Below are 12,996 nucleotides of genomic sequence, written 5' to 3'. Positions count from 1 at the left end.
GTAGATGGCTACTCCCTCACAGGTATTCACGGAAATGGTGACGACTACGGACCGCAACTGGTCCACGAAGGTCACCGACAACGTGAGCAAGCACAATGCCCTTTCGAACATTCTGAAGAAGAAGGGTAAAATTCTCACCGAAAGCGGCGGTTATGAAATCGCTCGCCCGCTCGAATATGCGGAAAACGGCACCTATCAGCGCTATTCTGGCTATGACGGCCTCAATACGAATGCGTCTGACGTGCTGACGACTGTGAAATACGACTTCCAGCAGGTAGCGCTACACGTCACCGCGTCGGGCCGTGAAATCCGTATGAACATGGGTTCGAAAGAGCGCATGATCAATCTTGTCAAGGCGCGCAAGGATAATGCGCTGAAGACGGCAGCAAACGGGTTTTCGACCGATATCTATTCGGACGGTTCGTTGCTCAACCAGATTGGCGGCTTGGCCCAGATCATCCAGATCAACGGTCAGGGCGTGGTGGGTGGCATCGACAGTGCTACTTGGACTTTCTGGCGCAACAAGTTCCGCGAAATCACCGGCGCTGACGCCTACACCCCGCAGACGTTGAAGGGCGAATTCAACAAGCTCTGGCTTCCGCTTAATCGCGGTGCTGACAAGCCTGATTTGATTGTCCTCTCTCACGATTTCTATTCGGTCTACGAGAGCGGCGAACAGCAGCTTCAGCGTTACATGGATGCCGATCTGGCGAAGGCTGGCTTTGTCGGCCTGAAGTACAAGACGGCTGATGTAATCTTTGATGACAACACCAACTTCGCGACCAATGCCGAGAAGGGATACTTCCTGAATACGGATTATCTCTATGTCGTGCAGCACAAGGAAGCGCAGTGGACGCCGGACGATGAAAAGCGCCCGACCAATCAGGATGCCGTTGTGGTGCCGATCTACTGGATGGGCAACATGGTGTGCACGAACCGGTCGCTTCAGGGCGTCCTTATCGATCAGGCGTAAGGAGAAAATCTGATGCCTTATCCAATCACTCCCTTTGTCGGCATGAAGCCCGGCGAAAAGAACGATCAGGCCAGCAAGGTGAAGCTCGGAACGACTTTCACCGGTGATGACGGTCACGTCTACATTTACGCCAAGGCATCGGCAGCAATTGCCGCTTCCACGGTGTCGGTGCTGACAGAACCAGCCATGACCATGGCTGGCGGTGCTGGTGACTGGACTTCTCCCGCCTTCGCACTCGCGAACGGTGATGAAGCTTGGTTCATGAAAACCGCGATCTGACGAACGGGCGGGGTTTCGGCCCCGCTCTCTGCCTTCCAACGATAGAGGAATAGAGAAATGGACGCTCCGACGATCCGGGTTATCGGGTTCAAGACTGAATATCTTTTCAACCCGAAGACCAAGAAGAATGACCGCGAGGTTGAGCTTGTCGAGTATGCCCCTGTGCATGCAATCATGACTTCGCGCATCACCGACCGCGTGGCCAATATGATGCCCCCTGACGCCATCGACAACGACGATGACGGCAAGAAGCTTGGCTTCATGCGCGCGCGTTGGGAAATGATCGAGCCAGCCTATAGGGCTTGGAAAGATGGCCGCGAAATGCCGCTGGACGGTACGCCGCTTGCAGTCTGGCCGGGTGTGACAGCGGAACAGGCGGAAGCCTTGCGCCGGGTTGGGCTGCGAACCGTTGAAGACGTGGCAACCCTGACGGATAGCGTCATGGGCAAGGTTCACCTTCCGAACGTCCGCGATCTTGTCACGCAGGCAAAGGCCTTCCTTGAAGCCGCTGACCGTAGTGTTGTTGCTGACCAGATGGCGAAGCAACAGGACGAAATTGACGCGCTGAAGGACCAGCTTGCCGCCGCTATGGAGCTTCTCGAAGAAGCAAACAAGCCTAAGCGTGGCAAGGCCAAGGCCGAAGTTGAAGACGAACAGGAAGAAACCGAGGAAACGGAGAAGGCCTAATGGAAAAGGGGCTTGAATTCCTTGGTTTTGCACTCAGCGCCAGCATTTTTGCTGCCGTCTTTCTCGTGGGGGTCATCGTCTATGGCGGTGACTTCTCGCGGGCGGTCGCGCTGATTGCTGCCTTTCTGGCCGCTGCATCGCAGTTTGTCGGGCAGGATCGCCAGTATTGGCGGTTCTCCATCAAGCTTGCGTATGGCTCGTTTGCCCTCGGTCTGTTCGCTCTGCTTGCAATGATCGGGGGCAAGTAATGGTCAAGGTGTCGGAACTCATGAACCGGGCCGCGCGCGAGTGCAAATTGAAAGCACCGGGCGCATGGGTTCCGGCCACCGATCTTTCATACATGGACATGAAGGATTATCTCAGCGACACAGTTGAGGAATTGCTTCAGCGTCTGGACTGGCCCAACCCGATCACTATTGATTTGCCCGTCATCGGCACAGGTGTCGAGAATTACAATCTTCCGGCTGATTTCCTGCGCGTCACTCGCGACGAATTGGCCGTTTACGAGCCGACCACAACACGCCGGGACTGCATTCCCATCACCAGCAACGGTGCATGGTCGCACCTGAAGCAGTTAGGTTCTGCCGGTGGCAATCGCTATTACCGAATTCAGGGCAGCGACGGTGCCTATAACATTGGCTTCTATCGCCCGCTTGAAGCAAATCAGCGCGTCATAGTTTCCTACGTCTCGAAGAACTGGAACGTTGCCGCAGGCGCTTACAAGAGCGAATGGACGGTCGAGGAAGCAGAATGCCTATTTCCTGCCGATCTGGTGCGCCTTGGCGTGGTCTGGCGCTTCCGGCGCGCAAAGGGCATGCCATATGCTGACCGGCTCAATGAGTATGAGGGCCGCTTGTCCCGCCTGATAAACGATGCGCGCGGTATTCGCTCAATCAGCTTTGGCGAACCTCCTTCTATGCGCAGCCCATTTGATATTCCGGTTCCCGATTTCATCCCGCCAGCGTGAGGATAGGCCATGTTCTTTAGCCGTATAGGCTCACCGCCTACCGCCGATGTGCAGGTGTCGCAAACCAAGATTTTCCCTGCTCCACGGCGGGGGTTGATCCAAAATGACAGCTTGGCAGTTCCGCAGGGTGAAGGTGCCGAGGTCATGGATAATTGGTTCCCGACGCCGCAAGGCGCACGCATGCGCCGTGGCAGTACCAAGCGTGCCGATGTTGGTTCGGAAGATATCCGCACTTTCATGAGCTATGAGACTGGCGGGGCAAAGAAGCTGTTTGCGGCAACTCCGACCGGCATTTTCGACGTGACAACGCCGCCTGATCCTGAAACGGAACTTTCCCCGGTGTTGTCTGGTCTATCCAGTGGCAAATGGTCAAGCGTCATGTTTTCGAACAGTGCGGGCAGTTCCTCCCTTATTGCTGTGAATGGCTCTGACCCTATGAAGCGCTATGACGGCACTGCGTGGACCGATATCACGGACACTTCAACGCCCGGCATCAACGGCGTCCAGACCAACAAATTATCAGCCGTTTGGGCATATCAGAACCGTCTATTTTTTGTTGAGGGCGGCTCAATGTCAGCTTGGTATCTGCCGACGCTATCTTATGGCGGCGCAGCCAAGGAATTGCCGATGGGCAGTACCTTCCCTAAGGGCGGGGCGCTTCTATTCGGCGGCACATGGTCAACTGACAGCGGTAGCGGCATGGATGATATGTGCGTCTTTGTCACCGATATGGGCGAAGTTGCCGTGTTCCAAGGAACCAACCCCGATACTGTAGACACATGGTCCAAAGTTGGCACTTACGTGATTGGCCGACCGCTCGGCAAGAATGCTTTTTTCAAGACTGGCGGTGACATAGCTATCATCACCGATGACGGTATTGTCAGCGTTTCGCAGATCATGCAGAAGGATCGGGCCGGGCTTGCATCGGTCGCAATCACCTTTCCTATCGAAACGCTTTGGCGCGATGTTGTTTTCTCGCGCGCATTCGCCGGGTATGACTTCAGCGCGATAGTGTGGCCGACAGAAAGCCTTTTGCTTGTCGTTGTGCCTGCATTCGCTGGCGGTATGAAATATAGTCTGGTTGCGAATGCAAAGACCGGCGCTTGGTGTCGATATACGGGATGGGATGCCCGTTGCGCCATTGTGTTCGATGACAAGTTATATTTTGGCACGAGTGACGGACAGGTAATTCAGGGCGAAACAGGCGGCTCAGAATGTGGCATCCCATATGCAGCAGCCGTATTGCCACGTTTTGATAATATGGGGTCACCGGTGAGCAAGAGCGCCGTTCATGCGCGATGCGTCATGCGCTCGAACAACAAGTTTGAGCCTATCATGTTCGCCAATGCTGATTATCAGGTGGATATTCCAAATGCTGGTATCAGCTATGGCGATGCGAGCGGCAATGTCTGGGGCGGCGCGATCTGGGGAGAAAGTACCTGGGGGAAGGCTGAAAGCAAGAAGTTCCTCAGTGAATGGCAGTCTGTCGCTGCGAACGGTGAGGCATTGTCTGCTGGTGTCGTTGTGACCACTGGCCGCGTTTCACCGCCAGAGCTTGAACTGATCGCCGTTCATCTTTTGTATGAGGCGGGCAGCGTAATATGAATATTGTATGGGGCGACAGTAGCAATCCGCTTTTGCGCGCTCATCTATGCGCCTTTGTTGATAAGCAGATTGGCGGCTCTGGCCTTGGTTTCGGTGATAGCGCTGTTGCCATGGGTGTGAGTGAGGATGACGGGCGCTTGGCCGGGGCAGTTGTTTTCCACAATTACGAGCCGCGCGCCGGTGTCATTGAAATGTCCGCCGCCTCATTGTCTCGCCGGTGGCTGAACCGGCCAGTTCTACAGCGCATGTTCGATTATGTCTTTGACGATGCCGGTTGTCAGATGGTCGTTATGCGTGTTTCAGAACGCAATGCACCGATGATCCGCATTGCACGCGCATACGGCTTTTCCGAAGTCCTCATTCCCCGGCTGCGCGGCAGGGATCATAACGAATTCATATTCACCCTGACGGATGATGACTGGAAAGCAAGCCGCTTCAATCGCAAGTGCCTCAGTCTTTCGCACTAAAAATTTCATTCTTCGGTCATGTGATGAACTGGCCGGAGAATATGCCGTGGGTAAGAGCAAGGCTCCAAAATCCCCTGATCCGAAGGAAACGAGCGCAGCCCAGACCGGCACCAACATTGGAACGGCGGTTGCAAACTCGTATCTGAACAATATCAATCAGGTCACGCCGGACGGCTCTTTGACGTACAGCCAGACCGGCATGCAGAAGTATTATGATCCATACACCGGGAAAACTTACGATATCCCACAGTTTACGGCTACGCAGCAGCTTTCACAGCAGCAGCAGGCTATCAAGGATCAGGAAGACGTTACCAATCTCAATCTTGGCAAGCTCGCTAATTCTCAGTCGTCGCGCCTGAATGATCTACTTGGGAAGCCGTTTGACTTAGGCGGCGCACCGGCAGCGGGGAATGCTGGCAATATGACTGCGCCGCAGTACCAGCAGTACACAGGTGGGCCACAGCTACAAACCAGCTATACCGACGATTTCAGCGCCGACCGGCAGAAGGTTGAAGACGCGCTTATGTCACGCATCAACCCGCAGCTTGAACAGGATCGGTCAGCACTGGAACAGCGTTTGGCCAATCAGGGCATTATGCCGGGTTCGAAGGCGTTTGAAACTGCCATGAACCAAAATGCGCAGGCGTCGAACGATGCCCGCATGCAGGCCATTCTTGCCGGTGGGCAGGAACAGAGCCGCCTTGCTGGCTTGTCTCGTGATCAGGCTACATTCGGCAACAATGCCAATCAGCAGATGTGGAATAACCAGTTTCAGGCTACGCAGGGCAACAACGGCCTTGCCGGGCAGCAGTTTGCCGATCAGCAGACTATGTTCAATGCGCAGAATGCACAGCGCAACCAGTGGCTTCAGGAGCAGTATCAGCAGCGCAACCAGCCGATTAATGAAATCTCGGCGCTTCTTTCCGGTGCGCAGGTCACCGGGCCGAATTTCGTTAACTCGGCAAATAGCCAGATCGCAACCACTGACGTGGCTGGTATCATCAATCAAGATTATCAGAACCGACTTGGCGCTTGGCAGCAACAGCAGGCCCAGACGGGCGGTATTCTCGGCGGTCTGTTTGGCTTGGGCGGCAAACTCATTGGCCTGTCTGACGTTCGGTCGAAAGAGAATATCCGCCGCGTCGGCGTGCTTGATAATGGCCTGCCGGTCTATGCCTACAATTATAAGGGCGACGGTATGACACATATCGGCCTGATTGCTCAGGAAGTCGAGCAGGTGAACCCTGATGCGGTGAGCCGTATCGGTGACGTTCGTATTGTCGATTACGACAAAGCCGTGGAGGCTGCATAATGGTTGGCTTTATCTTCGGCGGCGACACTGGCGAAACACCTGAAAGCATCAAGCGAAAGCGGGAAATCGCAATGGCCTTGCTTGGCCAGAACCGTGCACCGCGTACGATTGGCGAGGGCATCAATGCTCTTGGTGACGGCATCGTTGCAAATGTCATGAACCGGCGCGCAAATGCTGGCGAGAAGGCCGGACGCGAAAGCGCTGATCAGGCCTTTGGCGGTATCGACTTCAGTTCGCTTTTCGGCGGCGGTGGCGCTGCCTATCCATCGGCTGTTGCTGGCGGCGCTTCTCCTACAAGCGGCGCGGCAACCGGCACAACGCCCGACACAGGCGCTACGGTTGATCTTTCTGGCGACAAACAGAAATTCATTGATACGCTTTTGCCAGCAGCAATTGAGCATGGGCAGCGTATCGGCGTTGATCCACGTATCATCGTCGCGCAGGCCGCGCAGGAAACCGGATGGGGAAAATCTGCGCCGGGCAATAATTTCTTTGGCATCAAAAGCCACGGTCAGGGCGGCGGTCAGAACCTTACCACGCACGAGGTTATCAACGGCCAGCGGGTCAAGATCAATGACAGTTTCCGCACCTTTGCCAGCCCACAGGATAGCGTTGCCGGGTATGCTGATTTCATCGCGAGCAATAAGCGTTATCGTCCTATGCGGGAAGCACAGGGTCTGGACGCTCAGTTGCAAGCGCTCGGCGCTTCTGGTTATGCAACAGACCCGAACTATTCACGCTCTGTCGGCGCAATTGCTCGCTCCATCAACCTGCCACAGCAACCGCAGGGCACGCAGGTTGCCAGCCTTGATCCGTCTATCGGAATGTCACCGGCTGTACAGAGTGATTTTACACCGATCCCGGCGCAGCCGATGCCTGACACTACAAACGGGGCAGCGATTGACCCACGGCAGGCATTGCAGCCCATGGCCAACCAGCAGCTGGCTGCGCCTGCCGTTGCACCTTACGACTTTACGGGGAACCCGCAGCTTTCGGCAGGTGCTGGCATGCCGTTTCAAGGTGGTCAGCCGCAGCCTCAACAGATGGCATCTGTGCAGCCACAACAGCAAAACGACCCGAAAGCCGCGATCCGTGATGCGCTGTTGCGTCAGAATGATATGATGCTTGGTGGGGCGCTTGCGCCTCAGGGTCAGGCACCGCAGCAGGTTGCCGACGCTTCCGGCGTTTTCCCGCCTGCGCCGACCGGTCAGCCTTTCGCAAACCAGCAGGGCGGCGACACTCGCGGCGCTATGGTGCAGAAGCTTATGCAGGCGGCGCAAAATCCATGGTTGAACGATAATCAGCGCGCCATGGTCAATGCACTGCTGCAAAAGCAGATGGAGCAAGGCGACCCGATGCGACAGCTTCAGATGCAGAAGCTTCAGCAGGATATCACGCGCGGCGGTCAGACTTCGGACTGGTCCAAGCTAGATGACAACCGGCTGTTTAATCAGCGCACCGGCGAAATCCGCGACCTTCCTACGAACCCTAATGCGCCTTCCGGTGATCTTGGCCTTAATCCGCAATACGGCTTAGACAAGGACGGCAACCCTGTTCTGTTGCAGTTGGGTAAAAACGGCAAGGTTGTTCAGTCGCAGATGCCAGAAGGTGTCACTTTGTCGAAAGAACCGATCAAGCTAGATGCTGGCACGCACTTCGTACTGATAAATCCCATTACTCAGCAACCCATCGGCACAATTCCGAAGGACGTTGCAGGCGCAGCATCTGAAGGCGCAGCAGGCAAAGCGCAGGGCGAAGCATCGGCAAACCTGCCGGTAGTAGAAGCGAACGCTAACGCTATCCTCGGCATGATTGATAGTCTGGATACTGATCCATACCTTGACAGCATGGTAGGGCCGGTCAGCAGCAGACTGCCGAACGTCTCGGCAGAAGCCGCACGTGTTCAGTCGAAAATGGATCAGATCGGCGGTCAGGCATTTTTGCAGGCCTTCAATTCTCTCAAGGGCGGCGGTCAGATCACAGAGATTGAAGGCCAGAAGGCCACCCAAGCTATTGCGCGCCTGAATGCTGCCCAGAACCCGGCTGACTACCGTCAGGCTCTTGGGGAGCTTAGGCAAATCGTCATGACCGGCGTTCAGCGCGCCCGGCAGCAGGCTGGTGGCGGTGCGTCGGGTCAAGCCGGACCAGTCCTGCAACCACAAGCGCCCGCTGGCGGTTCTATAGATGATCTTTTGAAAAAGTACGGCGGTTAAAATGGCGACAATAGATCAACTTGAACAAGCACTGCGTAATGCTGACGCCGCTGGTGATACGGCGGCGGCTACCGCTTTCGCGAATGAAATTCGCCGGGTTCGTTCCTCTCAGTCATTTACGAATGATGGAACTGTCGGCCCAACCGTCGCGCGCGGGGGCGCAAAACTGCCTGACCCTCGCAACGAAGATGGTACATATGGTCAGCCGCCTGAAGGAATGGTTTTCAACCCTGAAACTGGCCAAATGGAGGACCTGCGCAGTTCTGCCAATCCGAATATCCCACAAGGGCGCGCGACGGCGGCAGGCATCGGCGCTGGTCAGGGTGCAGGCTTTGGGCTTCTTGACGAGGCGTCCGCCGCTCTCACTGTGCCATTTGGAGGCGATTACAATTATAATCTTGGCAGAATGCGTGAAGCAGAACGCCGTGCGGTTGAGGACCATGCAGGTTCATATTACGCTGGCCAGATTGGCGGTGTCTTAACAGGCGCAACTGGACTAGCGAAAGGTGGGCTTTCTCTAACCGCTAATGCAGCAAATTCAGGTGCGGGGTTGAACAGACTTGCCGCTATGTCAGCGATTGACGGCGCATTGATGGGCGGCGCGTATGGATTTGGTAGCGGCGAGGGCGGCATGGGTCGCCTAAACGAGGCTGGCAAGGGGTTGGTTCTTGGCGGCGCGACAGGTGCGGCAGCGCCCTACGCCATTGCAGGAATTTCCGCCGCGACAAAACCATTGATCGCCCCCATTGCGGCGCGTCTTCAGCCACAAAAATATGCTGATGCTGCAATAGATACGGCATTACAGCGGGCTGGTACAACGCCTGACAAGGTTTCCCGCGCGCTGGAAAACGCAGCCGCTGACGGGCAAGATATGTTCACTGTAGCGGATGCGATGGGTTTGAATGGCCGTCGCCTGCTATCCACAGTCGCGCGCACCCCGAACGATGCTCGGCAGGAAGTTATTGAAGCTCTCGTGCGCCGACAAACTGGACAAGGTGACAGGCTGGCTAATGCCGTTGCTGAAGGCTTCGGGGCGACCGATACCGCCGCGCAGCGCGCAACCAGTCTTACCGCTGCGCGTGATGCCTTGGCAGACACAAACTATGCAGTAGCCCGAAACAGCGCAGGCTCGGTAGACCTGTCGTCTGCTATCCAGCATATCGATGATACTATTCGCCCCGGCGTTCAGCAGATTGTTTCCCCGGCTGACGATATTGCAGGTGATAGCATTGAACGCGCTCTGACAGGTTTTCGTGCCCGCATGACCGATGACAAATCGGTACTGTCAGATTTCAACCGGGTATTGACGCTCAAAAAGGATGTTAGTGATGCTGTTGAGGCAGCGAAGCGGGCGGGACAGGGGAACCGCGCGCGTGTTCTCGGTCAGTTGAATTCTCAGCTTGATGCCGCGCTTGAAAGCGCTTCGCCAGCATATCGGGCCGCGAACGACACATTCAAAAGCCAGAGCAAGGTTATAGACGCAATAGATACCGGCACGCAGGCTGCATCCAGTCGGGCACGTGCCGCTGATAATATCGGTGTTTTCAATGACCTCTCTGCTGGCGAACAGTCTGCTTTCCGCTCCGGCTATGCCGATCCTTGGATTGCCCGCATTGAAAGTGCGTCTTCAGCACCCACCACGAACAAGGCGCGCATGCTGATATCAGAAAAGACCGGACAGGAATTCCCTGCCTTTGCCATGCCTGATAGAGCGCAGCAGATGGGCCGCAGGATCGCGCGGGAACAGAAAATGTTCACAACCGCAAACGAAGCCATGGGTGGTTCGAAGACTGCCGACAATTTGGCAGACATGGCAGACATGGCTAAGTTTGATCCCTCAATCATGGCGGGTCTTATGCGCGGCAGTGTAAAAGATGCAATGGTAGCCGCTGCCACAAAGGTTCTGACCGAGGCGAAAGGCACGCCGCCTGCCGTGGTCGAGCGGGTGGCCAAGATCATCATGGAAACCAACCCGCAGCGTGCTGCGGAAGCCCTGAACCGTGCCACGCTCAAGGGTGTCAGTGACGCCAATCGGCGTGCGCTCATCAATACTATAATGAATTTGGGTGTCGCGGCAGGAGGAAACCGGGCGCTGAATTAGCGTCGGGTTTTCCAACTATCTGGAACGCGGTTTCCAGTCTTGTCTATTGCCCATGAAGCTAATATACCCATGCTAAGCGCTCCAAGAGCAATTGATGCCCAATCAATTTGCCGGAAGCTCAGATACCAGAGCCAGCCCAGACCGACGACAAGCCACGCTGCCCACCATGGAAATGGGCGACGATCAATCTTTGGCTCATAAGGGTCGTGGTCTATGTCGTTCATCAATAACAAGTCGTGTTGATTGTTGTGCCATAACCACGCGATGACGTGCAGTTTACTGGCCTATTCATCGCAGCGTTACGTTGCATGTTTGCACCAGCTTCGCTCATTGCTTCACCAAATGCAATCTGCCGCTGCCTATTTGCAACGCGGGTTGACTGCTCCCGGCTAATCTCCTGACGGATACATATATCGTATTCTCGCGTGTTAGGTTTGACGCCTTGGGCATAGCAGCGCTTCTGAATTTCTCCGGCGAGCGTTTTGACTTCAGTATAGCTCATTTGTTCAATGGGCTTTGTTTGACAGGCTGTTAGCGAAAGAACGCCAAGACAAATAGCAATGATAAGCTTCATGAAATCCCCCATAGTCATTTGAATCCTGCCAGAACATAAGGGGAAAATAAAGCCCCGAAAGCGCAAGTCCCTCTCTCTTTCGCGGGTATTTTTCAACAATCCGACCAGAGATTTAATCTGGAAGGAAGCCCATGCCCCGCAACGGACAAGGCGTTTACTCGCTGCCGCCAGTCTATGAGGCGGTTACTGGCGAAACAATCGAAGCGCAGCAGCATAATGTACCGTTGGAAGATATTGCGGCGGACTTGAATGCGGCGCGCTCTGTTGCGACAGGCGGCACAGGCGGTCAGAGCGCTACGCAGGCTCGTGAAAATCTAGATGTTTACAGCAAGGCCGAAAGCATCCAAGCGATTGGGGATATCGCTGCAAAGGAAACACCTGTTGATGCTGATAGCGTGGTTATCGTTGATAGTGCGGATGGCAATAAGCCCAAAAAAACGCTCTGGACAAAAATAAAGGCGCTCATAAACACTGGAAGCGTAGGCGCAGCGATTGCGGCAGCAAATGGCAAGGCAACGCCAGCCGATGGAGATTTCTTCTCCGGCGTCGAGGCTGGCGGCTCTACCATGTTCAAATCGACATGGGGCAACATTAAGACTGCGCTGGCAGCGATCCATTATAGTAAAACCGAAGTCAATAATATTGTCGCTGGCAATATGGCGGGCCGCGCTTATCCGCGTCGGCAAGATGGTAGCGCTCTGAATTTTATCGGTGGCGACGTAACTCCCGGTCAGCCACCTGCATTGATCGGTGGCGGTTGGGACGGGAATTTCAACAATTTCTATTATTATTCCACAACCACTCTGAATGTTGGGTATGCTTCTCAGGCTGGATATGCCGCGAATGCTGAGCGCGTTGGCGGTTATGCTTGGGCTGATATTCTCAATCAACTCAACTGGCGTGTAACTGACACGCGCTTCTCAGGCTTTATTCAAGCGTCCATCCCCATTCCAGTTTCGGGCGGCATTCCTAACAACGTTATGGAAGCAAATGGGTATGTCCACACGTCCACGTGGGGGGCGGCTGGCAGTGACAGAAATTTATATTTCGGTATGCGTCAGCCTCAGATTTTCATTCCTAATGTGGGCTGGCGCGCCTTGGGAGGTTGGTAATGAAAAACTTTGGTAAAATGACCGCGGCCCTAGAGCCTATTATTCTCAAAGGCCCACAAATCGGGGTGAACGAAGACGGATCGCCTGTTTTTGCTCCCGACCAGCAGTACAATGTTCTGTTCTTTCGCAATGAAGATGGTGTAGATATCGTTGACCTTGCGAAGGAGTTTCCACATCAGTTTTACATCGCGGTTGATGCTTCAGGGGCGATCATCTCTATGACTAACGATATCGAGCAGTCCCAAATTGCAGGGGTCGATATCATTGGTATTGATAGCGATTTTGGCTTTACATATGGCCCCGGTGGCAATGTGTACGGAAAGATTTGGGATGGCGCGGCAATTGTTGAACCAAGCCCATCGTCTGAGCCGATCCCCGACGAAATCAGCCGACGCCAGTTCTTCCAGTATTTGGCCGCTATCGGGATCATCAGCAAGGATGAAGCTCTTGCTGCAATGCAAGGCGGCGTTATTCCCACACCGTTGCAAGCCATTATCGATCAGCTTCCGACAGAAGATGACAAGTTCAATGCGCAAATGTTCGTAGTGGGTGCTCAGAACTTCAATCGTTTACATTGGTTAACTGACGCGGTGCGGCAAGCGATGCAATGGACAATCGAGCAAAGGAATGATTTTTGGCGCAGTGCCAGCAAAATATAGGCAAGTCCCTCAGTCTTTCGCCTCTCAAATGAAAATCTGTAGCCGTC

General features: G+C 54.8%; 13 protein-coding genes. 12 read left to right on the top strand and 1 reads right to left on the bottom strand.

Annotation, left to right across the window (positions count from 1 at the left end):
• Nucleotides 1-4: 4 nt before the first annotated feature.
• Genes MKS82_RS21860 through MKS82_RS21815 form a run of 10 tightly spaced genes read left to right on the top strand, consistent with a single transcriptional unit; the run spans nt 5 to nt 10,604 of the window.
• Entirely contained in the window at nt 5-973 is a 969-nt protein-coding gene (locus MKS82_RS21860; RefSeq protein WP_240579229.1) for a phage major capsid protein, read from the top strand.
• A gap of 12 nt (nt 974-985) precedes the next feature.
• The gene (locus tag MKS82_RS21855) at nt 986-1,252 is read left to right on the top strand and encodes a hypothetical protein (protein ID WP_008936504.1); all 267 of its coding nucleotides are present in this window, start codon (nt 986-988) and stop codon (nt 1,250-1,252) included.
• A 57-nt stretch (nt 1,253-1,309) separates the two neighbouring features.
• The gene (locus tag MKS82_RS21850; RefSeq protein ID WP_240579228.1) at nt 1,310-1,939 is read left to right on the top strand and encodes a hypothetical protein; all 630 of its coding nucleotides are present in this window, start codon (nt 1,310-1,312) and stop codon (nt 1,937-1,939) included.
• The gene (locus MKS82_RS21845) at nt 1,939-2,187 is read left to right on the top strand and encodes a hypothetical protein (RefSeq protein ID WP_240579227.1); all 249 of its coding nucleotides are present in this window, start codon (nt 1,939-1,941) and stop codon (nt 2,185-2,187) included. Before MKS82_RS21850 ends, MKS82_RS21845 begins: the two co-directional genes overlap by 1 nt.
• The gene (locus tag MKS82_RS21840) at nt 2,187-2,906 is read left to right on the top strand and encodes a phage adaptor protein (protein WP_240579226.1); all 720 of its coding nucleotides are present in this window, start codon (nt 2,187-2,189) and stop codon (nt 2,904-2,906) included. Before MKS82_RS21845 ends, MKS82_RS21840 begins: the two co-directional genes overlap by 1 nt.
• A gap of 9 nt (nt 2,907-2,915) precedes the next feature.
• Entirely contained in the window at nt 2,916-4,511 is a 1,596-nt protein-coding gene (locus tag MKS82_RS21835; RefSeq protein WP_240579225.1) for a hypothetical protein, read from the top strand.
• Entirely contained in the window at nt 4,508-4,978 is a 471-nt protein-coding gene (locus MKS82_RS21830) for a GNAT family N-acetyltransferase (protein WP_240579224.1), read from the top strand. The genes MKS82_RS21835 and MKS82_RS21830 overlap by 4 nt, the downstream gene beginning before the upstream one ends.
• A 46-nt stretch (nt 4,979-5,024) precedes the next feature.
• Nucleotides 5,025-6,290 (top strand): tail fiber domain-containing protein, encoded by a 1,266-nt coding sequence (locus MKS82_RS21825; RefSeq protein ID WP_240579223.1) that lies wholly within the window; start codon nt 5,025-5,027, stop codon nt 6,288-6,290.
• Nucleotides 6,290-8,503 carry a glycoside hydrolase family 73 protein gene (locus MKS82_RS29675; RefSeq protein WP_445558091.1) on the top strand — a complete coding sequence of 738 codons (2,214 nt, stop codon included), beginning with the start codon at nt 6,290-6,292 and terminating at the stop codon, nt 8,501-8,503. The genes MKS82_RS21825 and MKS82_RS29675 overlap by 1 nt, the downstream gene beginning before the upstream one ends.
• 1 nt (nt 8,504) lies before the next feature.
• On the top strand, nt 8,505-10,604 hold the full coding sequence (locus tag MKS82_RS21815; protein WP_240579222.1) for a hypothetical protein: 2,100 nt from the start codon (nt 8,505-8,507) through the stop codon (nt 10,602-10,604).
• Nucleotides 10,605-10,827: 223 nt separating this feature from the next.
• Here the strand turns inward: MKS82_RS21815 and MKS82_RS21810 are convergent, their stop codons facing one another.
• Nucleotides 10,828-11,178, bottom strand: coding sequence for a hypothetical protein (locus MKS82_RS21810; RefSeq protein WP_240579221.1), 351 nt, complete (start codon nt 11,176-11,178; stop codon nt 10,828-10,830).
• A gap of 131 nt (nt 11,179-11,309) precedes the next feature.
• Here MKS82_RS21810 and MKS82_RS21805 point away from each other — a divergent pair, with 131 nt between their 5' ends.
• Nucleotides 11,310-12,290 carry a hypothetical protein gene (locus MKS82_RS21805; RefSeq protein WP_240579220.1) on the top strand — a complete coding sequence of 327 codons (981 nt, stop codon included), beginning with the start codon at nt 11,310-11,312 and terminating at the stop codon, nt 12,288-12,290.
• Entirely contained in the window at nt 12,290-12,949 is a 660-nt protein-coding gene (locus tag MKS82_RS21800; RefSeq protein WP_240579219.1) for a hypothetical protein, read from the top strand. Before MKS82_RS21805 ends, MKS82_RS21800 begins: the two co-directional genes overlap by 1 nt.
• The last annotated feature ends 47 nt before the right edge of the window (nt 12,950-12,996 follow it).

This window comes from Ochrobactrum sp. A-1 (genome assembly GCF_022488005.1).
GTDB lineage: Bacteria > Pseudomonadota > Alphaproteobacteria > Rhizobiales > Rhizobiaceae > Brucella.
This window is presented reverse-complemented; position numbering and strand designations above follow the sequence as displayed.